This window comes from Catellatospora sp. NPDC049111 (assembly GCF_040648615.1).
In the GTDB taxonomy this organism is placed as follows: Bacteria; Actinomycetota; Actinomycetes; order Mycobacteriales; family Micromonosporaceae; genus Catellatospora; species Catellatospora aurea.
Genome location: NZ_JBEZEB010000058.1, coordinates 16,224 through 39,412 on the forward strand (window position 1 = coordinate 16,224; position 23,189 = coordinate 39,412).

The window sequence follows — 23,189 nt, forward strand, 5'->3', positions numbered from 1 at the left end:
GTGGGCGTCGACTGTGGAACCAGCCATGGGGCTGGTCGGGGTGGTGCGGTGAGGCTCAGGCGGCGGTGCGGCCGGCCAGCAGCTGCCGCTGGGCCGGGGTGAGTTCGCTCCAGAACGGGCTGCGCGGGCCGTGCTCGGCCAGGTCAACAGCGATCTCGGCGAGCAGTCGGGGTAGGTCGTCGGGGTGGCCGGTGTAGGAGACGTCCGGGGTGCAGGGGCCGTCGGTCAGGATGATGTCGATGCCGGTCGCGGGTGGGTTCACAGGTGCCCGATGCCGGGGATGTCGGTGCCGCGGGTGGGCTGCCAGCGCAGGTCCCGGTCGACGATGTTGCCGTGCGGGTCCATCGCGGCCTCGAGTTCGTCGAGCGGGATGTAGCCCCATTCGGCGCATTCGGCCATTGCGGTGAGGCGGGCGTAGCCGAACCCGACCCACGTGTCCGGGTCGAGTTCGGTGATCCACCATTCGCCGAACGTGGCGGTGTAGTGCAGGTGGATGATCTTGTCGGTGGTGGGGACGCCGTCCTGGCCGCAGATCGGCGGGATCGCGGCCAGGCGCTCGGTTGCGGGCAGGAAGTCGTGTCCTCGGTACAGGCTCAGAGTCTCGCGCACAGCGCAGCACTCCTTTCTCGGGTTGACCGGTGACGGACTCGTCCGGGCACACGGCGGCGGCACAGCGCAGATGCGCAGCGCCGGCTGGCGTGGGGACGGGACCGCTGGCGGGTGGGCGGCATCGCCCGGCCCGGCGGAAGAGGACACCTCACCTGGTGATGCCGCTGTCGGCGGCGGGCAGGGGTGTCTGGTGGACGAGCGTCACCGCGGGGGTGGTGGGTGTGCTGCCGTCGGGCAGCGGGTTGGTGCGCCGTTCAACTGGCGGGAGTCCGGTGGTCGTGGGGGTGCTCGGTGTCGACCGGCGTCAGCGGGTGGACGGCCGTCCCACGGCCCGGAGGTCCCGGGTTGTGCGGATGGTGCGATGGTGGTGAAGGTGGTGCCGCGCACGCTACGGCATGGACCAAACAGTGCAGGTCAGGCCGCGTTTTGGCTGGTGCGGCCGGGTGGGGTCGGGTACCCAACAGCGGCTTTCAGGAGGGGTTGAGGGGGCCGGGCACGCCGGGGTCGCTGGGCAGTTCGTGCAGGGCGAGGCGGTGGCGGCCGTTGCCCTGCACCTTCCACACCGGCTGCCAAGCCGCCAGCCCGGCGTCGCGGAATGCCGAGGCGACGACGACACCATGGTCCTTGCCGTTGAGACGACGGTGCAGGTTCTGCTCGCGGATCTTCGACGGCAGCCAGAACAGCACCGGGAACCCCGGGCCGCCCTCGGCGCGCAGCCTGCGGTAGCGGTCCAGCTTCGCAACGAGGCGGTCGAGTTGTTCGGTGCCGGTGTCGTGCTCGACGTAGAACCCCACCACGCGGTCCCCGACCGTCCAGAGGCCGTGGCCGTCGGGGTTGATGCGCCGCCCGAACCTGTTCGCGGTGGTGCGTTCGGACCACCAGCGCAGCAGGTGGCAGCCGGGCTCGGTGCGGCTGTTGGCCAACAGGTCGGTGAAGAACTGGTTCACCCCGATCAGGTGGTCCAGTTTCGGGCTGGACGCCAGCCGGTCCCGGCGCTCGCGGACCGCGCGCAGGCTCGGCGCGGGCTCGTCGCGGGACAGGGCCAGCCAGCGGGCGCCGACGGGGCCGGCGACCCAGTGGTAGGGGTAGGAGCCGAACCCGGGCCGGTAGCGCACGAACCGGTCCAGCACGCCCCAGATGCGCAGCAGCCGCAGGCGGTGCAGTGCGGTGTGGGGTGAGCCGAAGAACGCGGCGGTGATCTGCGGTGAGGTCAGGACGCCGTGTTCGCCGAGCAGTTCGACGATGGCGATGTCGCGGTCGGTGAGCATCGGGGTGACCGCGGTCAGGTCCATGCGGTCTCCCCCGGTGAAAGGAGAAGCCCCCGTGAGGGGATGTCGGGGTCGTGGGGTTGGGCTCATGACGGGCTCCTGGCTGCGCGTTGTGGGGTTGGTGATCGGGATGTCGGGCGGCAGGTCGCTGACCGCCCGGATCGCCGGCCGGGCCGGGGGCCGATCCGGTGGGCGGGATGACCCGGCGGGTCGGCGTGGGGTGGGCGTGCGCTTGGGCCGTCAGTGCGGGCCGGATGTGCCAGTGGTGCTCGCGGGGCGGGCCATGGCCGACATTCCGCGCCGGTGTTCAGGACCGGCGGCGAAGCGTTGCGCGGCCGCGGCGCGCAGGGCGGTGCTCTCCCCCACCGGCGGTGGCAGCGGCCTGGTCTTGAGGGTGAACGCCGCGGTCTCGCGTGAGTCGATGACCAGGCGGGCGGCTGCGGTGTAGGCGTCGAGGCTGTGCAGGTCGTGCTCGTCCAGGTACGGGACGGTGTGGCGGGCGAGGGCTTTGGCGTCTTCGGGCGCGCACGCGAAGAACACCTTGTTGCGGGCGTTGGCCGACAGCGCGGCGAGGGTCTCCTTCGGCAACTGCGCCAGGTGCTGGTGCGCCAGGACCATCGACAGGCGGTAGCCGCGGGCCTCGGCGAGCATGTCGTCTACGGAGCGGGGCAGGGTCAGGAAGTTGTGCGCCTCGTCGATGACGATGGTCGCGTCGCGGCGCTGGGCTTCGGGTTGGCGGGCGCGGGCGGTGGCGGCCTGCCAGGTCGAGGCCAGGACGAATGAGCCCAGCAGCCGGGTGGTCTCCTCGCCGAGCGCGCCTTTGGGCAGCCGTGCGAGCAGGATGCCGCCGTCCAGGACGGTGCCCATGTCGAAGCTGGAGGTGGGGGTGCCCAGGGTCCGGCGGACGAAGTCGCGCAGCAGGAACGAGCGCAGCCGGGCCAGGACGGGGCCGATGACCTGGGCGCGTAGGGGTGGTGGGGTGGTTTCGTACCAGTCCCAGAAGCCGCGTAGGCCTTCGGGGTCGTCGAGGTCGTGGGTGAACCGGGCCCGGAACTGCTTGTCCTGCAGCAGGGGTGGGATGAGGGTGAGGGCGGCGCCGGCGTGGCGCAGCAGGGTGTGGCATGAGACGCGCAGGACGTCGTCGATGCGGGGTCCCCAGTGGCGTTGGAAGATCTTCGCGAAGATCGACACGATATTGTCGACGGCCAGGTCGTGGTCGTCGCCGGACAGCGGGTTGAGGGCCGGGGTGTGGTCCTGGTCGGGGTCGATCAGGACCAGGCGGTCAGCGGCGCTGGCGGGGATCCGGTCGAGCAGGTCGTTGACGAGGTCGCCTTTGGGGTCGATGACCACGACGCCGCGGCAGGCGGCGATGTCGTGCAGGACCAGGTTGGCCAGCAGCGTCGACTTGCCCGAGCCGGTCGAGCCGAGCACGTGCAGGTGCTGGCGGGCGTCGGCCACCGGCAGGCCGACGGCGTGCCCGCCGGCTTCGGCCCGGCCGAGGACTTTCACGCCGCGGCCGCCGGTGGGGACCTCGACCGGTGCGGGGACGGCTTTGGCCCGGGCGCGCTGCAGCCCGGGCACGGCCACGTCGAGGGGCGGGCCGGTGAGCGAGGCGAGTTCCGGGGTCGAGGTCAGGAATCCGCGTCGTAGTGCGCGGGCGCCCAGTACGGGCTGGGGGTCGGGCAGGCGCACGGCACGCAGCCGGTTGCGGCCGGTGTAGGCGCCGAACGCGGCCGTGACACCTTTGGTCAGGGTCCGTAGCCGCGGTAGCGGGTCTGTGCCGGCGCGGGCGGTGGTGTCGGCTGCCGCGTACCGGATCGCGGTCTCCCACAGCGGGAACCCTGTCTTGTCGAGGACGGCTTTGGCGTCTCGGTCGGCGACCGGGTCGGCCCGCCTGACCGGCCCGTCCGAGCGGCCGGGCCGGATACCGCCCGGCAGGAACAGGTCCAGGGCGGCCCGCAGCAACGCGGCCGGGTCGGTGAGCATCGTGCCGCGCGGGGGTTGCCTCATCCGGGTCGGGGCGGCCGCGGCGTGCGCGGCCCGGCGCCCGGCCACCGGGCGGGCCAGGACCTGCACCGCGAGGTGTTGGCGGCTGTGCAGGGTCGCGCCGAGGGCGAGCAGGGCCCGCATCGGGTCGGTGTCGTGTTCGCTGCGCAGGGGCAGCATGTCGGGGCGGGTGGGCCATAGTGCGGTGCCGGCGGTGGGGTGGCCTGCCGGCAGGGGCGGGGTCGGGTCGGTGGTGGTCGTGGTGGATCCGGGCCAGGCGGCGCGGGCCGCGGTCGCGACCAGGTGAGCCGCGACGGTGCCGGGGGTCCAGATGTGGACGGTCAGGGCCCGGCCGGACCACACGTACTCGATCGCAAGGTGCGGTGTGCCGTGGAGCAGCCGCCGCCAGCCGCTGGTGCGCAGCAGCCCGGCGGCGGTGGTCCAGAACGCGGCCGAGCCCGCGGGGTCGACGGTCGGCGGCACGGCGATGGTCACGAGTTTGGCGCCTTCGGTCAGGCGCCGGTGCCGCCAGGCGAGCAGGCGTGCCCGCGCCCACCATCCGGCCGCCAGGGCGGGTGCGGCGGCCAGCGCGGTCCAGGGGTGTTCGATCAGCCAGCGGGTCAGGTCATAGGTCGACATCGTCGGCCCCCGTTGTCAGAACTGCATACAGTTGACGGTCATCGATTGACTTGCGGAGTGCTGTAGTAGCTGGGCAGATAGCCAGCGTGTTGGCACGCTGCTGGGGTTGACTGAATGTCGGGATTCCTGAAACGTTGTCCATGTTCATGACTTCCTGTCGATTTCCCGGATCTGTGGGTTTGGTTGTGGCACTGGCCGTTGTGCGATCACTGGATGCGCCGCGTCGGCTCGGGTCCGCGGAGGATGAGGCGGACTACGAGCAGGAGCTGGTGGATCAATACCTCCTGGCGTCGGTTGGTGCGGGGATCTGTGACAGCACGATCAGCAATGACCGGTGCACGCTGTTCGAGTTCGTCCGGTTCCTCAGCCGGCCGGTGTGGACGGCCAAGCCAGCCGATGCGGACCGGTTCCTCGCCGCGCAACGCAAGAGCGGGCGGGCGTATCTGACCGTGCAGAAGAAGGCGTATGGCATCGGGGAGTTCTTCGACTTCCTCATCGCCCGCCACCAGGGCGATATCCATGCGCTGACCGGGTACGTGGTCGAGCAGGTCATCGACGAGTTCAACCGTCCGGCCAGCGCCGACTACGGGGCCGCGCGGGTGCCGCCCGGCGAAGACGACGTCGAGGCGTTGTTCTCCCAATGGCGGGCGTGGTTGCCGTCGGCGCGCAAGTTCCTGCCTGCGGCACGCGATTACATGGCTGCGTCGCTGTGGCGGCGAATCGGCTTGCGGATGAACGAGACCCGCATGCTCGACATTCGTGACTGGCGCCGGGATCTCGGCGAGTACGGCAGTGTGCATGTCCGGTTCGGCAAAGGAAGCCGAGGTCGCGGCGCGAAGACACGCCTCGTTCCGGCGATCAACTCGGTCGGAGTGCTCCTGGACTGGTGGATGGTCGACGTGCGACACCAGTTCGGCGACGACTTCGAGCTGCTCGACGCGCCCCTGCTACCCGCCGAACGCAGCCTGGACCAGGTGACCGGGCTGTGCCCGCGGCCGGGTGACCAGACGTTGCGCAACGGCCTGAACGCGGCGGTGGCCAGGTGGCTGCCGCAGTGGTCCGGGCGGCTGACGCCGCACGTGCTGCGGCACTATTGCGCCTCGTCGCTGTATGCGAAAGGCATGGACCTCAAGGCGATCCAGGAACTGCTCGGCCATTCATGGCTGTCGACCACGACCCGATATATCCACGTTCCCGCCCACCATGTGGAGCAGGCGTGGATACAGGCCAACGCGCGAACCGAGAAACGGCTGCTGCTGAGAGGGACGAGCTGATGCGGTGGAACCTTCGTATGCGCGCAGCGCAGCAGGGCATCTGGAAGTCGACCGAGATGCGCCGCCTGCTCGCCGAAGCCGGGCTGGAGATCAGCCACGGCAAGATGTCCGCACTGTGGACCCAGACCCCAGTGTCGATCCGCCTGGACGACCTGGAAGTCATCTGCGCGGTACTCGACTGCACCCCGGCGGATCTGATGATCTGCGAGCCGGAGAAGGCCGCCGCCCGCCGGCCCGCCCAGCAGGAGGCGGCAGCGAAGCCGGGCATCAAGCCGAGGCTGGGCCGACACGCATCCAAACCGCCGGCATGACCGGCCGTCACAAGACGTGCGTTGTGTGCGGGGTCCGCCCCCCGGCAATGCTCAACATCCCCCACTGCTTCCAGCGCTGGCCCGGCGGTCCGGTCACGCCACCGCCATGCCGCAAATGCGGATCGGGCGAGAACTACTACACCTCCGGGCTGTGTGCGCGCTGCCACCCGGGCGCACCCGGCGAGAAGTCTCCCGTGTGGCGGCTGGCCGGACCGCTGGCCGAAAGCCGGGTGATCATCGACTCCTGCCCCGACTGCTTCGCCTGGGGCGTCACGCGAACCTATGGATGGCGGTGCGTGGGCTGCCGCCACGCCCTCGAAGAGTTCAAGAACAACGGCCCGTGCGCCAGCTGCAGCCGAGCGGTCGTCGTCCTGCCCAACGGGCACTGTCGCCTCTGCCACAAGCAACGCATGATGATCGCCCGACAGGCCGGACGGCTGACCCGAAACGTCTCCTTCGCCGAGGCCATCAAGCACGGGCACCAGCTCTACTTCGCGGGCATGTGGCATTTCGAGCAGGGCCACGGAAAGATACCGTACCGTAAGAAGACAGTCCCACCGGACATGTCCCTGCTACGCCCTGTCGACTGGCAGCAGCTGGTGCTGTTCGACTGGCCGCGCGACCTCAAAGCCGGACTGCGCAACGGATTCCCGCTGCCGCCCGACCCACAGTTGGAAGCGGCCTTCCACCAAGTCGCCCGCGAACACGCCCAGCGGTTCGGCTGGTCGCAGAGCAAGGCCGAACGCGTGCAACGCGGCATCCGCGTCATGCTCGCCATCCAAGACACCCCCGGCGCGGCCATCCGCCGCAGCGACGTGCTGCAGCTGAGCCGGATCAAACACTCCGCCGCGACCGTCGCCGACGTCATCGCCGCGGCGGGCATGCTCGACGACGACATCGCCCCACCGGTCGTGCGCTGGTTTCACGCCAACACCCGCGACCTGCCCGAACCGATGCGCCAGGAGCTCACCGTCTGGATGGACGTCATGATGCTCGGCTCGACGACGGCACCCCGGCGCAATCCCCGATCACACACCTGCATCCACAACTACATCCGCTGGGCGATGCCGACACTGCGCCGCTGGGCCGACACCCATCACTCGCTGCGGGAGGTCGGCCGCGACGACGTCGCGAACATCCTCGCCCCCAACGGCTTGCAACGCTCGACGGTCCTGATCGCACTACGGTCGATCTTCAAGATTCTCAAGGGTCGCAAGCTGGTCTTTATCAACCCGTGCGCCAGACTGAGCGCACCACAGGATCGCAAGGTCCCCGATCCGGTGGACCTGCGGCAGTTGCGCAACAGCCTCAACTCCGACGACCCCACCACTGCGGCGCTCGCCGCGCTGCTGGCGTTCCACGCCGTCCGCCTCTGGCAGCTCCGAGCCATGCGGCTGACCGATCTGCACGACGGGCGCCTGCACATCGGCGAACAGGTCATTGTGCTGGCGGAGCCGGTCACGCAACGCCTCGCCGCCTACCTGGACTACCGGACCAATACCTGGCCCACCACGATCAACCCGCACTTGTTCATCCACCGGCGCAGCTGGATGCACGACAGACCGGTCACCCCCTGGTGGCTACACCATCAACTCGGCATGTCCGGGCAGCTCATCCGCCAAGACCGCATCCTCGACGAAGCCCACGCCAGCAGCGGCGACCTGCGCATGCTGTGCGAACTATTCGGCCTTTCGGCCACCGGAGCCATGCGCTACATCGCCACCGTCAACAGTCCCGACCGCGGCGGAACCTACCGGGCCTAAGAGCGTTCTTCACCGACGATCATGAGTCCGGTGGATCTCCAGCTTCGTGACGGCGTCGAGGAAACGCCTGACCGTCCGTTCCGCCGTACTGCCCATTGGTGCCCGTTGGGGGCCGACGGCGGACCTGGTTACTCGCCCGTGGCTGGCCTGCCGGGGTTTGGGAACCGAAGGGCTTGCCCTTAGGATCGGTCGATGATAATCAGGCGGGAGGTCAGACGGCGGTGGCTGATCGGCGCCGTGGTCGTCGCAGTGGCGTGCCTAGTCATCGGGTTCACCGTCCCGCCCACCACGAAGACCGACGAGCTGCCGCAGTCGATTGCCGTAAACGGCGCCTCCTACGACCGAGTCCACTTGGTCACGCTGAAGTCGACCTCCCAGGACTCGGTGGAAGTCCAGGTGCCAGCGACCTCACGACCAATCGTGGTGCGGGCTTCCTGCCGGCTCGCCGTCCTGCACACTAGCGGCGCGATGTCCGCGTTCACGCTGGAGATGTCGTGGACGCGTACTGGCGGAAACGCGGCCGACATCCCGGATACCCAAGGCGCTGAGTACCTTGTCTGCCCCCGCAGTCACGGCAAGGACCTCATGCAGACCATCGATCCTGCCTGGCTGCCCCGCGACGGGGACCAGCTCCGGCTCCACTGGCACCAGTTGGACACCCTCGCCGACACTCCATCGGATTCCCCCGCATCCTGGGCGCTCGCCGTCTACACCGCACGTTAGGGTGCGTTTCAGAATTCTCATAGCCAATCACCGATGGCCGGGATCTGGACGGTTGCTTTCGTGGCACACGGCGAGTTGTCGACCGAGGGGGCTGTTTCGCACCCTTATGTTCGGCTAACTCTGGGGTGGCCTGCCATACTCAGCTCGAACCACCCCAGAGTTCGGTCAATATTGGTCGTCATTTCCTTCGAACTCTAAGCCAGTCGCGACCAGCTGGTGTTCGGTGGCGGAGGCGATCTGCTGGAAGCCGGTACGGCCGGCCGCGCCGAGGAGCAGGCCTTGTCCGCGGCCGGCGGTGAGCAGGTAGTGGCGTTCGCCTGCGGTGAGGGCGAAGGTGTCGGTGACGGTGTCGATGGCCTGGGGTGCTTGGCGCATGAGGATCTGGGTGGCGGCGTTGGACACCACGGCCAGGCCGAGGTCGGTGCCGAGCAGGTCGGCGGCGTCCTGGGTGACGACGGTGAGGCCGGCGTGGCGTTTGCGGGCGGCTTTGGCCATGCGGTGCAGGAACCTGGCGCCTTCGCCGTCGCGCATCAGCAGCCATGCTTCGTCGACGACGACGATCCTTTTCGGCGGGCGTGTCCCGGGCGGGGGTGGGGTGTCGACGGTGCGCCAGATCGCGTCCAAAGCCAGCAGGGTGCCGATGGTGCGCAGCTCGTCGGGCAGGTGGCGCAGGGACCAGACGGTGAGGTGGCTGTCGGGGGTGTGGGTGGTGGGGCCGTCGAACAGGTGCCGGTGGCTGCCGGATGTCCACGGGGCCAGGCGTGCGGCGAGTTGGGTGGCGGCGGGGTCGGGGTCTGCGGCCAGCGCGGCCGCGAGGTCGCCCAGTAGGGGTGCGGGCCGGTGCCAGGTGTCGGGGTCGGCGGTGATGCCTGCGTTGCGGTAGGAGCCGATCAGGGCCCGGTCGAGGGCGGCGCGGTCGGCGGGGGTGAGCTCGTGTGAGCCGAGCAGGACGGCGGTGGCGGTGTGGGCGAACAGCAGCCGTCGGGTGTAGGCGTCGGGGCGGGTGTCGCCGGTGGGGATGTCGAACGGGTTGACGCGCACGCCGGGCGCGCCCAGGGCGATGACGGTCCCGCCGACCGCGTGGGCCAGGCGGGTGTACTCGTCTTCGGGGTCGATCACCGACACCTGGGTGCCTTGGTAGAGGCTGCGCAGGGTGTCGAGTTTGATCAGGTAGGACTTGCCTGCCCCGGAGCGGGCGAGCACGACGGTGTTGTGGTTGTCCTGGGCGAAGCGGTCCCACCAGACGATCCCGCCGGTGGCGGGGTTGGTCCCGTACAGGACCCCGCCGGCGGGCGTGGGGTCGCCGGGCAGTGGCTGGGGCAGGTCGGCGCAGGCGAGGGGGAATGCTGCGGCGAGGCTGGTGGTGTCCATGGTGCGGGTCATGCGCAGGTCGTCGACGCCGAGGGGCAGGGTCGAAGTCCAGGCCTGGGTCTGGCGGAAGGTCGTGGGTTGGGCGTCCAGGAGCACGGAGGCGGCGGCGGCGCGGACCTGCCGGCAGGCGTCGGCGAGTTCGGGCTGGGTGGTGGCGTGGACGGTGAGGTAGAGGCCGACCTGGAACAGTTTCGTCGCGCCGCGGGCTACCTGCTCGGCCAGGACGGTGGCGTCGTCGGCCGCGGCGTCGAGGTAGGGGTCGGACAGGGCACCGCGCACCTCGGCGATACGGCGCCCGGATTCGAACCTGGCGCGCTGGCGTCGCAGCCGGGTCGCGGCGGTGGCCGGGTCGACGGGTTGTAGGTGGACGGCGACGTCGAGACGGCCGGGCCAGGACAGCAGCGGTTCGAGCCAGGTCGGGCCGACTTCGGCCGGGTAGCCGACGACGGCGAACGACGCGCACACGCCGAGGCCGAGGCCGAGGTGGTCGGGATGGACGTGGACTCCGGAGGGTTGCGGCACTGGGCGGGTACGGCGGTTCACGGGAGTCCTCCGGGGCGGAACGGGTCGACGGCGTGGGCGAGCACGCCGGCGAGGTGGGCAGGTTCGAGGACGCGGCAGACGGCGCCGCAGCGGGCCAGGGCCGCGGCGGTGTCTTCGGCGTGGTGGCGTGCGCGGGCGGGGTTGGGGTCGCGGACGATCACGAGGATCTGCCGGGTCATGGGTTCGGTGCTGGTGGCCAGGTCGGTGAGGAAGTCGGCGTGCTGGTGCGCCATCGCGGCCAGCGCCGGGTCGGGCAGCTCGGTGGCGGTCGTGTGCAGGGCGGTGGTGCGGGTGGTCACATCCTGTGGCCTGGCGGTGAGCAGCAGCTGGGTGGGGCAGGCCAGGGCGTTGAGCCAGCGCCCGAACCCGTCGAGCAGTGCGGCCTGCTCCTGGGTGGTGCGCAGGGTGAAGTTCACCGTCGATACCGCGACGATGGCCGCGTAGCCGTGGGGGCCGAGGTCGAGCAGGCCGTCGGCGCCGATGGCGGTGGCCGGCAGACGCAGCGCCGACGGCGGTTCGTGCCCGCCGACCGTGTTGACCAGCGGCATACCTGCCGGGTGCGGGTCGCCGGTGGATGGGGCGAGGCGTTTACGTGCCCGGGCGTGGGCGAGCGCTGCCAGCAGCCACCGGTCGAGGCTCAGTCCGTCACGGCGTCCGACGGTGATGGTGATCGAGGCCGCGGCGATGATCGTGCCGACCGCGGCGAGCAGCGGGGTGGGTACCTGGACGGCGAGGTGGCGCCAGCCGAGCCACAACCCGGCCGCGGTGCTCGCCAGGATCGCCAGCTGCCGGAACGTCAGGCCGTAGAGGACTTTGTCGGGGGTGTCGATGTCGGCGGGGATGTGCGCGCCGAGGTGCTGGTCGTTCACGGTTGCCTTCTCGGGTTCGGGCCGCCGGGCGGCTGAGGGCGGGGATGGGGTCCGGCGGATGTTTGAGGGATGTAGCGGGGTGGGGCGGGCCGGCTGGTGCGGGACGGTGTCGCCGGGCCCTGCCGCGAGGGGCCGGTGCCGGGCCGGGCAATAGCGGTGCCGGCGGCGGGCGGGGTGCCGGGCCGGCCGGGTGGCAGGGGCGGGGTGGCTTGGCGGGTGTAGGTGACGTTGCGGATGTTGAACACCTGCGCCGGTCCCCTCCCCCCGCCGCCACGGCCTGGGCGCAGGAGGCCGGTGACGCGGTGCAGGACGACGGTGCGCAGCAGGAACGACCCCAGCCGCGGCCCACCCCCGCCGCCGCCGCGGGTGACGTACTGGCGCATCAGTGCGGGGATCTTGGCGGTGCCCCAGAGCAGGACGAGGACGACCAGCAGGTGCATCACCGACCGCTGCCGGCCCGACCCGGCAGGTGCGAGCAGTTGGGCGCCGGGGCCGAGCAGGACCTGGACGCACAGGTGCAGGCACACCGCCTGCAGGACCTGCGTGCCCAGCGCCGCCAGCAGGGAGCGCCACCAGGCGCGGGCGGCGCCGTCGGTGGCGGGCAGGCCGTGGCACGCCAACGCCACCGGCGCGACCGCGCACAGCACGATGAGGATCCCGAACCGGACGATCCACTGGCAGGTCAGCAGCCCGGCGAGGACGGCGATGAGGACCAGGACGGCGGTGAACAGGAACGCCGTCGTCCCGGACAGGTCCGCCTGCGACGCGGTGATCAGGTCCCGCACCGTGTTGAGGGATTGCGGGGCCCAGATCCCGTCGCGGGTCAGCGCGGCGGTGAGGGCGTTGGCGAGGTCGATCAGCGCCGAGCACAGGGGTGCGGCGAAGTTCGCGCCGATGAACGCCACGACCAGGCGTGAGCCGAGTTCGGAGATGTTGTGCCGGACGGCGACGACACCACCGGCCATGGTCATGGCGCCGGCGGTGATGACGGCCAGGACGTAGCAGGTGTTGACGACGCCGGCGCTGGTGGTCGTGACCTGCTGGACCTGTGGCAGCAACGTCACGTCCGGGGAGGTGAACACGGTTCCGCCGAGCAGGTCCAGCAGCGAGCCCAGCACATCCAGGAGGATCTCGGCGAGGAAAGTGTTGAGGCCGGTCAGCATCGCTTGGGCGGGTGAGCCGCCGATGAGGTCCCCGATGTCGGGGCCAGGAAGTTGTGGAGCCATGTCAGGCACCGACGATCCCGCGGACGATGTCCAGCAGCACCGGGGCGAGCAGGGCCAGGGCGTAGCCGAGCATCGCCGAGCGCAGCGCCCCCTTGGCCCGTTCGACCTCGGCCGGGTCGCCGCCCGCGGCGAGGTAACGCAGCCCGCCGATGGTGAGGAACAGGGTCGCGACACCGGCGAGGATCCCGATGATCCACGACGTGAGGCCGCCGATCACCTCAGGCAGCGACTTGATCGACGGCGTCGGGCCGGGAGTCGGGGCTGATGCCAGCAGCTGTTCCAGGACAGTGCGCATGAGGGTTTCCCTTTCAGGGGTGGGTGGTGTGAGCGGTCCGGACGGCGGACGCCGCGTAGGCGCGTGTCGGCTGGGAGGTCTGGCCGTTGCCGATCGCCGGCTGGGCGTGGCGGCCGCTCATCTACCAAAGGCCGGTGTGTTGGGCTGTTTGTGACAGCGGCCCGGCCAACACCAGGCCAACACCGGCGGCACTACCGGGCCTGCGCTGCGGCTTCGGGCCGGCCTTTCGCAACGACAGACTTCGAACGCAGGTCTTCGGTCAGCTGGCGATGCGTGATCCGGCCTTCGGCAGAACCGGACCGCGTGAGCAGGCGTGAGGCGGCGAGGGGTTTCTGTCTGACGGTGTTCGTAGACTGCGCCGGTGTTTGAGGGTGTGGATGCACGGTTGGGGCGCATCGCCGACAAGCTCGCCGCCGTGCAAGCTATGCCTGTGCTGCCCGCGGCGTTTGGTGCCGAGAACCACCGGTTCGAGCTCAGACCGCCTTTGACTGAGGCTGAGGTGGCCGCGTTCGAAGCACGGCACGAGGTGACGCTTCCGCAGCCATACCGGTCGTTTATCACCGAGCTCGGTGACGGCGGCGCGGGGCCAGGCTATGAAGTGCACCGTCTGGCCGACGCGTGTGACAAGTCATGCCGGCCGGGGCACCTGGCTCGGGCCAGCCCGTACCTGCCCGGGCCGCGCTACCGCGATGACTGGGAGGAGCGCTACGAGGTTCCGCCCAGCGAAGACCGCATCTTCCTGCCAGGCACTCTGCAGATAGCCAGCCACGGATGTTCCCTAGGGACTCGGCTCGTCGTGACCGGGCCGGCGCGGGGACGGCTGTTCAACCTCGACTACGAGGGGCCGGTCGGCCCGTACATCGTCGAAGACCCTGATTTTCTGAGCTGGTACGAGCGTTGGCTGGACGAGGCTGTTGCCGGATACGACGTCGGCTGGTTCGGGGAGCGGCTTCCGTTGGAAGAACCGGAGCTGATCGCAGCGCTTGCCGACGATCCGTCACCGGCCCGGCGCCTTCGGGCCGGCACGTCGCTGCTGGAACTGCCGGCCGTCAGCGAGGCGGCCTGGGCGGCGCTCGCCCAGGCGGTGGCCACCGACGCCGACCCGACGGTGCGGGCGACGTTGCTGGATAAACTGACCCGGCAGAGGATCGACACCCAACGCCGACCGCACCCAGCCCAGGCGGCCACCGACCAGGTCGTGCACTACGCCAGATCGTGTGCTCCGCCAGACCTCAGGGCGCTGGCCGTACTGGACAAACTCACCCTGGATGACCTGCTGCCGGACCTCGTCAGTCACGACATCGAACGGCGCCGGAGCGCGGCATACCTGCTCGGCAGAGACTTCCGAGGGATCAGCTCAGCCGACGTGCCCGGTGCGGTGCTCGACACTGTGGTCGGTGAGCTCCTCAACGACGTTGACTTTCTTGTTCGTTCCCAGGGCGTGTGGGCTGTACAGCGGTTCGGCCTTACCCGTTTGCACCCGGTTCTGGAGGATCTGCAGCAACGGGAGACCGATCCCTGGGTCCTGTTCGCGCTCAAGGTGTGGCTGTTCAAGCACCCGTTATCACGTGAAGATCCGTCCGATCCGTGGGCCCCGGACCCCTGGACCTCGGCAACTGCGGATGGCCCCGTGACATCAACGTGAGCTTGCGCCTCCGGCTCATGACAGATTAGCGATCATGTTTGTGCGTTGCCGTGACGGTCACGGGAGACGGTCAGGTGCGCGCACGCGGCGTAGGCGGCTTGATCCATTCGGGACGGCGCGGGCAGGTCGGCCACGGTGTCATTTCCATGCATCGCGAACCTTGCTGGCCTGACATTGTCTATACGCGGTGAGACAGGGCCGCGGCGAGCCGGTGTTCGGCGCGGTGGCGGCGCTGACGTGCGGTGTCGACGGAGATCCCGGCGTGGGCGGCTGCGTTGGCCAGGCTCACCCGGTCCAGGCGCGTTGCGCCGATCAACACCGCATCCTCGGCGGTGATCACGTCTGCGGTGACCGCACGTGCCAGTACCAGGTCAGGGTGGTCCCAGGGCCTGGCCGGTGCCGTCGACCCGAACCCGTCGGCGCTGACCGCCTCGTGGCGGCTGCCGGCATCGCGCAGCCGCGCCGCGGCCCGCTCCCCCGCCCGGATGAGACGCGCGCAGACGTTGCGGCCGCTGAGTTCGGCGTGACGCAGCGCGTGCAGGAACCCGGTCAGCAGCTCGGCGTCGAGATCGGCGCTGTCGTCTGCGCCGGCCGAGATCGCCGCGGCGGCGCGGCGCAGACCTGGCAGGGCCATAGCTGCGGCCGCGACGACCCAGGCCGGTTGACCTGTGCGGGCCTGGCAGACCAGGTGCCGCCACACGTCGTCACGAACCGGAGCGACGACGGCCGGGTCGAGTAGCAGTCTGCGCAGCTCGTCGAGCCGGATGGTGCGGCGCGGCAGGCCAGCGAAGGCGCTGCCGTCGAGCAACAGCGGCTGAGGTGGGCAGCACAGCAGGTCGAAAGCTCGTTGCACGGCGTTCAGCGCGCCGGTGGGCCAGGACGAGGCGGAGCGGGGCACGGTGACCTCCCGGAGGTTGCGCGTCGAGTGACTGCGCAGGAGGTCTCCATCAGCTCATTGCGACCCAACAGATTCCGGCGTTGGAGACGGCGGATGGTTTGCGTTGGGTTCGGCCGACGGCTTGGTCGTCCCAGGTCAGAGGACTGTTGGGTGGTGTTGGGGTGGGTTTGGCGCTGTGGGCGTTCGGCAAGCTGGCAGTGATCTGTGGCGGAGTCGCGTCGTCTCCGACGTCCGGCAGAGGTCCAGACCGGTGATGCAGCGCCGTTGGCCCGTGTTGGCCAACAGGCAGGCCAACATCGTCGTGCGGCGGCTGTGTGTTGGCCAACAGTGCCGAAGTTGCGCGAAGCCCCGCCTCGGGAAGAGGCGGGGCCACCCCATGGCTCGCAGACATTAATCTAGTCGACTAAGTTTTGTTCTGGCAATGCCCCACCACCGGCAATCGCAGATTGTTCCGACCGGGCAAAGGGGCTGACCATGAAGTTGTTGCGCTCGATCGGCGCCAGTAGCCCCAGCAGCAGATCACCCACCGTGCTCCGGGGTTCGGCGCGGGCGAACCGGGCGCCGATCCGAGCCAGTACACCTTAGAACATCTGCCACCACGAGGCAGCGTCTGCGCTGTGACCCACGGCCACCGCGACCTTATTCGTTTTGTCCACAACAGATGATGCGCTTGCGGTGGTCGCCCCGTGCTGCTCGACGGTCCCGTGGGCGCCCTTCCCGAATTCTCGATGTCGCCCCGATGTGTGATCATCGGCAGGTCACACCACCGCCTGGGCCGGAGGAGAGCATGGGGGCATCGAGCTGGACCTCCAGGGTGCCGTATCAGCAGGACGTCAGAGCCGCGCTGGAAGTGGCCCGCCAGAACGCCTACGACCGGGGCGACTACTACCGTGCGACGCCGAATACGCGGGCCCGGACGATGAGCGAGGAGGAGTACGTCGCCTGGGAGATGGCTGAACTGCGCCTCAGCCTGGCTGAGGCGTTCGGCGATGACGCCCCCGAAGGCGACGACACGATGGCTCGGGACAGCTGGCGAGCCGCCCAGGTGGAGGTCGCCGGCCCGGACAGCCTGCTGGACGCGCAGATCTACTCGGGGGCGCACTCGGTCATCGACATGACGGGTGTCGCCCCATCTCCCGAGTTGGGCATGGTCGCGCCCGTGCCGGACGACGACCTGGAGGAAGTGTTCGGCACGTGCCGGCCGACTGCCGATGCGATCGCCGCGGCCATCGCCGGCGGTAACCTGGAGGACTTCGGCCGCTGGTACGGCGCTTACGTCGTGGCCCACGACGGCGATGTCCCAGAGTCGATCATCTTCTTCGGGCACAGCGGCGACTGACCGGACAGGCCTTTCTCACGACGAGTCGAAGGTCAAACGGACCTCCGACCTGCGTCCCTGGGCACCATATGATCCGCTCCGAAGAAGCCAGAACAGTGCAGGTCTCAGGCCGTCTCATCTTTGTGCCGCCGCCGGCGTGTGGTCGATCATCATGGGCTCCTCGGGCGGCAACTACACCGTGAGCTGGGGCGTCAACGGTGACATCTCCCCCCGGCGACTACGACCGTGACGGCAAGACCGACACCGCAATCTGGCGGCCCTCCACGGGCAACTCGTCCATCCTCAAGAGCACGGATGGCACACCGTGGTCCCGCTCGGCACCTCAGGTGACAAGCCGGCGTTGACCGGCGTGTCATAACCACTGGGAGAGTCGATGGGCGTGCGACTGTGGTCGCGGGCCCATCGAAACACTAGAAGTGGCCACCCTGGCTGGCTCGGCAACCGGTCCTCCCCGCGCAGCGCGATGCCCCCGCACGAGACACACTGGCCTGGTGAGCCTGCGGCCGTCGCTCGGCTCCGGTGGCTTCATGGCGACGTCGTACTCGCGCCGCTTCGCTGGAGAGAGGATCCCGATCCGCTCGATCAAGTACTCCCGCCAAGGGGCAGCCGCCAAGTGAAAAATCTTCCGTCCATGGGCACCGCCCCCGCGCGACACCGTCCTCAGCAAACCTTCCTTCGCTCCGAAGAAGACCTCGGTGCCGATCGCTCGCGCATTCGGGCCGGCCGCTTCGACGACGCGACGCCGCTCATCCGCGTCGACCGCCTGCTCCCCGGACACCAGCAGGAACCCCTGCCTTTCGACCGGAGTGGCCGGGGCGACGATCTGCATGACCGGGAACTCCGGTCGAACACCACCGGACAGCAGCACGACCGGGTCGCTCGTCGGTCGAGGGGTCGTCGGCGCGGGCAAGTAGGTCGCCATCGACTTGCATCTCGAGGCCGCTCATGGCGCTGGGCACATCGATCTCCCGGGCGAGTACCGAGGGCGCCGCGAACGGTGCGATGATGGCGAACGGTCCGTTCGTCGCCGGCAGATGGGTGCTGTTGCAGTATGGGAATGCTGACAGTGTCCATCGCCGAGACGGCAGACCGTATCGTGGTAAGCGTCAGCGGTGAGTGCGACATGAGTTCCAGCGGCGGCCTCGCTTCGGCGCTGGACGCCGCGATGGAGTCCTCTCTGCCGGTCGAGGTGGACCTCGCCGAACTGCAGTTCCTCGATTCCAGCGGCATCCATGTCCTCGTCACGGCTTACCATGCATCGCAGGTGCGAAGCGCGACCGTTTACGTGACACGAGCGGCGGGCATGGTGGCCACCGTGCTGGAGCTGACGGGGGTCGGTGCACTGCTGGCCCCCCAGCCGCAGGGCGAGCGGTGATCGGCGATGGAGCCTGACAGCACGCTGGCCACCCAGCCGGATGAGGCGGCGTTCACGGTCGCCGACGACTTCGCCGGGATACGCGGATTCGTGCGCGACCGAGCGGTGGCGGCCGGGCTCTCGACGGCACGTGCCGAGATGCTGATGCTCGCGGTCAGTGAACTGATGTCGAACACGATCGAGCACACGGGCGGTGGAGGTGTGGTGCGCGTGTGGGCGGAGGCGGGCGCGGTGGTGTGCGAGGTGCGCGACCAGCGGCCTGGCGGGTGGCGTCCCGCGTCGGCGGTGATGCCGGCCGCCGATGCGATCCGGGGACGCGGGATGGCGATCGTCTCACGGGTGTGTGACGCGGTGTCCGTGGACGGTGACGGGTCGGTTCAGCTGCGCATGATGTGCTGAGGCCTGCTGTGCCGCCAGTCCAGCACAGGTCAGGGCCGTACCGACACGGCGAGCAGGCAGGTGTCGTCGTCAGGGCTGGCGTCGCCCAGCAGCGCGGCGAGGTGGCTCAGCGGTCTGCCGTCGGGGTGGGCGGCGGCGTCGGCCATCGTGCGGGCGACTTTGTCGACGGTGTCGCTGGTGTCGCGTCCGCGGCGTTCGACGAGGCCGTCGGTGTAGAACAGGAGCAGGTCGCCGGTGTGCAGCCGGCAGCGGGTCTCGGGGTACTCGGAGGTGGCGAGGGCGCCGAGGATCAGGCCGTCGACCCGGGTGAGCGGCCGGGTGCGTCCGGCGTGATGGTGCAGCGGCAGCGGGTGTCCCGCCCGTGCCCATCGCAGGGTACGGTCGGCCGGCTGGTAAACGGCGATCGCGGCGGTGCTGGTGGTGCCGAGGCGTAGACACAGGTGGTTGAGGTGCGACAGCAGCCGCCCCGGGTCGGCTTCCTCTACGGCGGTCCACCCGACCAGGGCGTAGCGCAGGTGCGCCATCGCGGTGGCGGCGGTCAGGCCGTGGCCGACGACGTCGCCGATGGCGAGAATGACCCGCCCGTCGGGCAGTGCCATGGCGTGGTACCAGTCCCCGCCTACGCGGGCCTTGTCCTCGGCAGGTAGGTACTGCACCCATATCTCGAGGTCGGCGAGGGTGAACGGCGCATCGGGTAGCGGCTGGATGATCTGCTGGAGCTGGCCGGTGAGGCGGTGCTCGGCGACCATGGTCAGTTCCCGTGTCCGCAGCTCCTCCTGGAGCCTTTCGACGTCGGTGCGTGATGTCTCGCGCGCGGTGACGTCCTGCACGACCCCGTACATCTTCACCGGCTTGCCGGTGGCGTCACGGGCGGTGTCGGCGACCAGCCGCATGTGTTTGACCTTCTCGCCGACTCGCATGCGGAACGTCAGGTCCGACACCAGGCCGCTGTCGAGCATCTGCCACGCCGTCTCGCGCAGCGGCTGATCGTCGGCGATGATGTGCGCCGTCTGCTCGGCGGTGCTCATCGGGCCGAGCGCGGGGTCGCGTTCGAAGATCCGGTACATTCCCGGCGACCAGGTGACCTGCCCGGTGAGCAGGTCGGTCTCACCCCAGCCGAGATTGCCGAGCAGTTCGGTCTGCTCGCGGCGGCGCTCGGACTCGTCCAGGCGGCGCCACCACACCATCAGGCCGCCGCAGACGCGGTGGACCGACACGTCGAACAGCGACGTGGCGATCACCCCTTCCCCGTCGGCGTGGTATTGGAAGTCCGGGAGTTGCCGCGGCGAGCCGTCGGCGTACACCTGGCGGTACAGCTCCCACAGCGGGCCGCCGACCATCGCCGGATACAGGTCGCCGAGGCGGCGGCCGAGCCGCTGGTCGCCGTCGCGGCCGGCGACGTCGTTCGATTTCGTGCCGACGGCGGCGATCTCGAAGTCGGCCACCTCACCGTGTTCTGCGACGACGGGCAGCAGCCAGGTGCAGCTCGCCGGGACAGCGGACAGCAGCTCCCGTACCACCGGCAGCATCGACCGGCCGATTGTCAGCAGGTCCGCCGGGCTGGGCGCGAGCGCCGGCCGGTCTGGGGATCGGGTGTCGCCATCCACGGCTCACAGCGTAGAGGGCTACCGCAGAGGCAGGAACCGGGTGCGTTCCGGTGAGCGCCGCTGCGCTGCTGCCGAGGGCGCGTCGTCGTCCGCTGCCAAAGGCGGCGGTCTCGCCTGTCGTGGCTGGGAGGACAGCGGCTCGCCCGGCAGGACTTCTGCCTGGCATGGCTGGTCACCCGAGAAGCCCGCCGGTGTAGCCAGGGCAGGCGGCCGCCGGGCGGCTCGTTCCGACCTGCAGATGATCTGTCCGGGTGCGCGCGGTGCGGTTCGCGCCGGTGTGCGTGGGGCGCTCGAAGCGGTCGGGCGCCCCACGCGTACTACGTCCGCACTACGTTCAGGTGATGCGCAGCAGCTCACTGCGCCATGTCATGGTGTCGCCGCGCAGGCCGTTAACCACCTGCACCTCGTCGACGTATACGACGCCGAGGCTGGCGCCGTGTCCCGGATCGGCGTCCCACGGCAGGTACGCCGTGGGCAGGCCCAGTTCGTCCCGCTGGTTGCTCAGGTAGCACCAGGTCTCGTAGCCGTACAAGAATATGCTCATGTCCTGGATGCGGCAGTTCCACCAGTAGTCGCCACCCGTGATCGCGATCGTCCTGGTCACGGATGCGTCGGTGGTGCCGTCGCTGCCGTAGAACCGGTAGCTCCACCGGTAGGTGCCGGTGTTGAGGTGGATCGAGCGGTCGGCCACCCGGATCTCGGCTTCGGAGCCGGCTGGCGGGGCGGCGGCTAGGAAGATCGTGCGCTGGATGACCTCCGCGCCCGGCGTGACCGGCGGCACCGCGGCGGAGGCCGCCAGCGGCGTGCTCGCCACGAACAGTGCGGCCGACAGGCCGACGGCCAGTATCCTGGCCAATCTCTTGCCCTTCAATGCATCCTCCCGTGTCTATGCATCCTCCGTGTCGAGGGCACCGCGAACTGTATGTGTGGCACGCAACCGTCCACATCGGTGCAACGTTGCGGGTTGTTTTCGGAGATTGGTCTCGGTGTCCGTGCCTCGGTGGGCGGTCGGGACGACGCAGAGCCGAGCCGGCCCGGCGCTGGCACCTGCCGCCGGTCTGCAGGTGTGCGAGCATGAGCTGGTTGCGGCCGCCTCCGGTGGCTACGCCAGGGCTGGCGCGGACGCGTCCAGGACCGGATCGAAACTCTGCGTCGCCGTCACCTCGTCCAACCGCTGCCTAACCTCGGCCACCAAGGCATCTGCGTCCGCCAAGTCACTAACGCAACTGTTGCAGCCAAACACCACATCCATACAGCCCAATCACCGCCAGTGACGTTTCCGGCCGTTCGGGAAGCCCCGGATCGTCCACGTCGTGCCATCGGACAGCGCCAGCGGCGGGGGAGCCAATCGAGACGGGTGCGGAGGCTACCTGGTGCCCTCGGCCCGATCGGACCGCTTCATCCATTGATCGTCAAGTCCGGAAGGGTGAGCGCGGACGCTGCCGGGTCAGCGCCCTCGGCAAGGAGGCGGGAGATCTCGTACGGGCGTATGTCGAGGGTGCCGAACGTTTCGGTTGTGACGGTGAGCGCCTGCATCGGCGTTCGGGGGCGCCCATCGCGCTGACTTTCGGTGATTTCGGCGGCGGTTTGGGTCAGCGCGGCGGCGTAGACCGCGGCGCGTGGGTGGCTCCGGGCTGGCCCGAAGATGTGTACCAGCCGCATCTGCCTGGCTTGGCCGCCCAGGTGGACGCGGACGAGCCGCCGGGCGATGGTGGCGGGGTCTGTGCGTAAGGCCCCGCGGGCCATGCTCAGGTAGGCCCAATAGGTGTGTACGCCGGCCAGGTGGCGTTGGAGGATGAGTCGGCCGTCGGCGCTGACAGGTATGACGTATACGCGTTGGACGCTGCGGGTGGCCTGGGCGGCAAGTTGGTTGGCGGTTGGCATGGCGTGCTCCCTGGTTGGGTGCCGGGACCGTCGGCGCGCTGCTCGGGACGTGACGCGCTGGCCGTCGGGCTGGGCTTGTGGTGGTTGTCGGTGGTGCGGCCCGGGCCGGCCACGGTCCCGGCGCGGCGGTGCGTGCCACGTCGGCTGATGTGGCAGCCGGCGGAAGCGGGTGCGGCCCGGGCCGCGGCGGGGCCACCCCTGCCCCGCCCTGCGCCAGGCACCGTCGGGTGCCTGGCGCCGTGAATGTCATCGAGCGGCGCCGAGCTCGCCTACGGCGCCTCGATGCCGGCGTTCAGGCAGTTGAAGGCTCGGCCTTGGGGGTGGTGGTGAACAGGCGGCGTGCGAGGCCACGACTTGGGCGGGCGGCCGGTGTCAGCTGCCGGGACCAGTCGGTGACGAGTTCGTCGATCTGGTCGCGGCTGATCTGCGGCATGCAGATCAGCCGGTGGTGGCGGTCGTCGCCGGGGATGACCCACCCGTCTGGTGGCTGCGGGTGGCGGGGGAAGTGGACGGTGAACGCGTGCGGGAGCCTGTGTGCGTCCACGCCGATGGCGCGCAGCCGCCGACAGGCATATTCGGCGGTCTGCCTGCACTGGCGTACCCGCTGGCGGTGTGCGTCGAGGCCTAGTCCGGCCAGGGAGGCGTACAGCAGCAGCGCGGTGTGCCCGGAGCGGCTGCCGGCGATGGTGACGTCGCCGGTGCCGGTGTAGGACACGGCGGCGGTGGTCGCGGCGTGGGGCGGGTTGCGGTAGACCAGCACCCCGCACGGGGTCAGTGTCGACAGGAACTTGTGCCCTGAGGTGATGATCGACGTGACGCCGTCGACGTCGAACCCGAACCGCGGCACGCCTGCGACGCCGACGAGCGCGAGTGGCAGGCCGGACAGGGCCGCGTCGACGTGCAGAGTGCCCGCGATACTTCCTATGCGCTATCCGTCGCCGCTCGGCGTTTGAGCTAGCGACGAACCCCGGGCTGGGCATCAGCACGGCCTCCACCGAACCCTCAAGCGCATCCTGGCAGCTCAGAGACGAACCATAACTGCCGTACTAGGTTCTGTCTCGCGGATCATGAATCTCGTTCGTTAGGCGGGTATAGCCCGTGGAGACCTGAGCAACGCCGACCTGGCTGTGCTGGAGCCGTTGCTTTCGGGCGCAGCGGCGGGTGC

General features: G+C 69.7%; 23 protein-coding genes. 8 read left to right on the forward strand and 15 right to left on the reverse strand.

Annotated features, from left to right (window positions below; translation table 11 throughout):
• Positions 1-55: 55 nt before the first annotated feature.
• The 4 genes from AB0B66_RS40475 to AB0B66_RS40490 form a co-directional block, all read right to left on the reverse strand.
• Entirely contained in the window at positions 56-262 is a 207-nt protein-coding gene (locus AB0B66_RS40475; RefSeq protein WP_360540365.1) for a hypothetical protein, read from the reverse strand.
• Positions 259-609: a DUF2958 domain-containing protein gene (locus tag AB0B66_RS40480; RefSeq protein ID WP_360540367.1), complete on the reverse strand. Its 351-nt coding sequence runs from the start codon at positions 607-609 to the stop codon at positions 259-261. Before AB0B66_RS40480 ends, AB0B66_RS40475 begins: the two co-directional genes overlap by 4 nt.
• Before the next feature lie 470 nt (positions 610-1,079).
• Positions 1,080-1,901 carry a replication-relaxation family protein gene (locus AB0B66_RS40485; protein WP_360540369.1) on the reverse strand — a complete coding sequence of 274 codons (822 nt, stop codon included), beginning with the start codon at positions 1,899-1,901 and terminating at the stop codon, positions 1,080-1,082.
• A 216-nt stretch (positions 1,902-2,117) separates the two neighbouring features.
• On the reverse strand, positions 2,118-4,502 hold the full coding sequence (locus tag AB0B66_RS40490; RefSeq protein ID WP_360540371.1) for a type IV secretion system DNA-binding domain-containing protein: 2,385 nt from the start codon (positions 4,500-4,502) through the stop codon (positions 2,118-2,120).
• Between the two features lie 185 nt (positions 4,503-4,687).
• Here AB0B66_RS40490 and AB0B66_RS40495 point away from each other — a divergent pair, with 185 nt between their 5' ends.
• From AB0B66_RS40495 to AB0B66_RS40510, 4 genes are all read left to right on the forward strand, one after another.
• On the forward strand, positions 4,688-5,776 hold the full coding sequence (locus AB0B66_RS40495; protein WP_360540373.1) for a tyrosine-type recombinase/integrase: 1,089 nt from the start codon (positions 4,688-4,690) through the stop codon (positions 5,774-5,776).
• The gene (locus tag AB0B66_RS40500; RefSeq protein WP_360540375.1) at positions 5,776-6,087 is read left to right on the forward strand and encodes a helix-turn-helix transcriptional regulator; all 312 of its coding nucleotides are present in this window, start codon (positions 5,776-5,778) and stop codon (positions 6,085-6,087) included. The genes AB0B66_RS40495 and AB0B66_RS40500 overlap by 1 nt, the downstream gene beginning before the upstream one ends.
• Before the next feature lie 194 nt (positions 6,088-6,281).
• Positions 6,282-7,850, forward strand: a complete 1,569-nt coding sequence (locus tag AB0B66_RS40505; RefSeq protein ID WP_360540377.1) for a hypothetical protein — start codon at positions 6,282-6,284, stop codon at positions 7,848-7,850.
• 192 nt (positions 7,851-8,042) lie between these two features.
• A complete protein-coding gene (locus AB0B66_RS40510; RefSeq protein ID WP_360540379.1) occupies positions 8,043-8,573 on the forward strand; it encodes a hypothetical protein in 531 nt (176 codons plus the stop codon).
• A gap of 165 nt (positions 8,574-8,738) precedes the next feature.
• On the opposite strand, the gene AB0B66_RS40515 is transcribed toward AB0B66_RS40510, so the two are convergent.
• The 4 genes from AB0B66_RS40515 to AB0B66_RS40530 are packed head-to-tail and all read right to left on the reverse strand — an operon-like array spanning position 8,739 to position 12,877.
• A complete protein-coding gene (locus AB0B66_RS40515; RefSeq protein WP_360540381.1) occupies positions 8,739-10,487 on the reverse strand; it encodes a conjugal transfer protein TraC in 1,749 nt (582 codons plus the stop codon).
• Complete coding sequence (locus AB0B66_RS40520; protein ID WP_360540383.1) at positions 10,484-11,356, reverse strand: PrgI family protein; 873 nt, start codon at positions 11,354-11,356, stop codon at positions 10,484-10,486. The genes AB0B66_RS40515 and AB0B66_RS40520 overlap by 4 nt, the downstream gene beginning before the upstream one ends.
• The gene (locus AB0B66_RS40525) at positions 11,353-12,582 is read right to left on the reverse strand and encodes a conjugal transfer protein TrbL family protein (RefSeq protein ID WP_360540385.1); all 1,230 of its coding nucleotides are present in this window, start codon (positions 12,580-12,582) and stop codon (positions 11,353-11,355) included. Before AB0B66_RS40525 ends, AB0B66_RS40520 begins: the two co-directional genes overlap by 4 nt.
• A gap of 1 nt (position 12,583) precedes the next feature.
• Positions 12,584-12,877 carry a pilin gene (locus AB0B66_RS40530; protein ID WP_360540387.1) on the reverse strand — a complete coding sequence of 98 codons (294 nt, stop codon included), beginning with the start codon at positions 12,875-12,877 and terminating at the stop codon, positions 12,584-12,586.
• Positions 12,878-13,238: 361 nt separating this feature from the next.
• Here AB0B66_RS40530 and AB0B66_RS40535 point away from each other — a divergent pair, with 361 nt between their 5' ends.
• Positions 13,239-14,522, forward strand: a complete 1,284-nt coding sequence (locus AB0B66_RS40535) for an SMI1/KNR4 family protein (protein WP_360540389.1) — start codon at positions 13,239-13,241, stop codon at positions 14,520-14,522.
• Positions 14,523-14,700: 178 nt separating this feature from the next.
• Here the strand turns inward: AB0B66_RS40535 and AB0B66_RS40540 are convergent, their stop codons facing one another.
• Positions 14,701-15,420: a hypothetical protein gene (locus AB0B66_RS40540; protein ID WP_360540391.1), complete on the reverse strand. Its 720-nt coding sequence runs from the start codon at positions 15,418-15,420 to the stop codon at positions 14,701-14,703.
• A 395-nt stretch (positions 15,421-15,815) separates the two neighbouring features.
• Positions 15,816-15,947: a hypothetical protein gene (locus AB0B66_RS40545; RefSeq protein WP_360540393.1), complete on the reverse strand. Its 132-nt coding sequence runs from the start codon at positions 15,945-15,947 to the stop codon at positions 15,816-15,818.
• A gap of 260 nt (positions 15,948-16,207) precedes the next feature.
• Between AB0B66_RS40545 and AB0B66_RS40550 the strand changes: the two genes are divergently transcribed.
• Entirely contained in the window at positions 16,208-16,759 is a 552-nt protein-coding gene (locus tag AB0B66_RS40550) for a hypothetical protein (protein WP_360540395.1), read from the forward strand.
• A 352-nt stretch (positions 16,760-17,111) separates the two neighbouring features.
• Here AB0B66_RS40550 and AB0B66_RS40555 read toward each other — a convergent pair whose 3' ends face one another.
• Positions 17,112-17,681, reverse strand: a complete 570-nt coding sequence (locus AB0B66_RS40555; protein ID WP_360540397.1) for a hypothetical protein — start codon at positions 17,679-17,681, stop codon at positions 17,112-17,114.
• A 135-nt stretch (positions 17,682-17,816) separates the two neighbouring features.
• On the opposite strand from AB0B66_RS40555, the gene AB0B66_RS40560 reads away from it, so the two are divergent.
• Positions 17,817-18,134 (forward strand): STAS domain-containing protein, encoded by a 318-nt coding sequence (locus tag AB0B66_RS40560; protein ID WP_360540399.1) that lies wholly within the window; start codon positions 17,817-17,819, stop codon positions 18,132-18,134.
• Positions 18,135-18,140: 6 nt separating this feature from the next.
• Entirely contained in the window at positions 18,141-18,533 is a 393-nt protein-coding gene (locus AB0B66_RS40565; protein WP_360540401.1) for an ATP-binding protein, read from the forward strand.
• A 29-nt stretch (positions 18,534-18,562) separates the two neighbouring features.
• On the opposite strand, the gene AB0B66_RS40570 is transcribed toward AB0B66_RS40565, so the two are convergent.
• From AB0B66_RS40570 to AB0B66_RS40585, 4 genes are all read right to left on the reverse strand, one after another.
• Positions 18,563-20,140, reverse strand: a complete 1,578-nt coding sequence (locus AB0B66_RS40570; RefSeq protein WP_360540403.1) for a SpoIIE family protein phosphatase — start codon at positions 20,138-20,140, stop codon at positions 18,563-18,565.
• A gap of 334 nt (positions 20,141-20,474) precedes the next feature.
• Positions 20,475-20,996 (reverse strand): hypothetical protein, encoded by a 522-nt coding sequence (locus AB0B66_RS40575; protein ID WP_360540405.1) that lies wholly within the window; start codon positions 20,994-20,996, stop codon positions 20,475-20,477.
• Between the two features lie 542 nt (positions 20,997-21,538).
• The gene (locus AB0B66_RS40580) at positions 21,539-22,024 is read right to left on the reverse strand and encodes a hypothetical protein (protein ID WP_360540407.1); all 486 of its coding nucleotides are present in this window, start codon (positions 22,022-22,024) and stop codon (positions 21,539-21,541) included.
• Between the two features lie 292 nt (positions 22,025-22,316).
• Complete coding sequence (locus AB0B66_RS40585) at positions 22,317-22,949, reverse strand: pyridoxal-dependent decarboxylase (protein ID WP_360540433.1); 633 nt, start codon at positions 22,947-22,949, stop codon at positions 22,317-22,319.
• Positions 22,950-23,189 lie beyond the last annotated feature (240 nt).

Bases quoted from the DNA above. Each gene is read 5' to 3' on its own strand.
- AB0B66_RS40485 (WP_360540369.1), bottom strand. From the start codon at position 1,901: ATGGACCTGACCGCGGTCACCCCGATGCTCACCGACCGCGACATCGCC.
- AB0B66_RS40490 (WP_360540371.1), bottom strand. From the start codon at position 4,502: ATGTCGACCTATGACCTGACCCGCTGGCTGATCGAACACCCCTGGACC.
- AB0B66_RS40500 (WP_360540375.1), top strand. From the start codon at position 5,776: ATGCGGTGGAACCTTCGTATGCGCGCAGCGCAGCAGGGCATCTGGAAG.
- AB0B66_RS40510 (WP_360540379.1), top strand. From the start codon at position 8,043: ATGATAATCAGGCGGGAGGTCAGACGGCGGTGGCTGATCGGCGCCGTG.
- AB0B66_RS40525 (WP_360540385.1), bottom strand. From the start codon at position 12,582: ATGGCTCCACAACTTCCTGGCCCCGACATCGGGGACCTCATCGGCGGC.
- AB0B66_RS40530 (WP_360540387.1), bottom strand. From the start codon at position 12,877: ATGCGCACTGTCCTGGAACAGCTGCTGGCATCAGCCCCGACTCCCGGC.
- AB0B66_RS40550 (WP_360540395.1), top strand. From the start codon at position 16,208: ATGGGGGCATCGAGCTGGACCTCCAGGGTGCCGTATCAGCAGGACGTC.
- AB0B66_RS40555 (WP_360540397.1), bottom strand. From the start codon at position 17,681: ATGGCGACCTACTTGCCCGCGCCGACGACCCCTCGACCGACGAGCGAC.
- AB0B66_RS40560 (WP_360540399.1), top strand. From the start codon at position 17,817: ATGCTGACAGTGTCCATCGCCGAGACGGCAGACCGTATCGTGGTAAGC.
- AB0B66_RS40565 (WP_360540401.1), top strand. From the start codon at position 18,141: ATGGAGCCTGACAGCACGCTGGCCACCCAGCCGGATGAGGCGGCGTTC.
- AB0B66_RS40580 (WP_360540407.1), bottom strand. From the start codon at position 22,024: ATGCCAACCGCCAACCAACTTGCCGCCCAGGCCACCCGCAGCGTCCAA.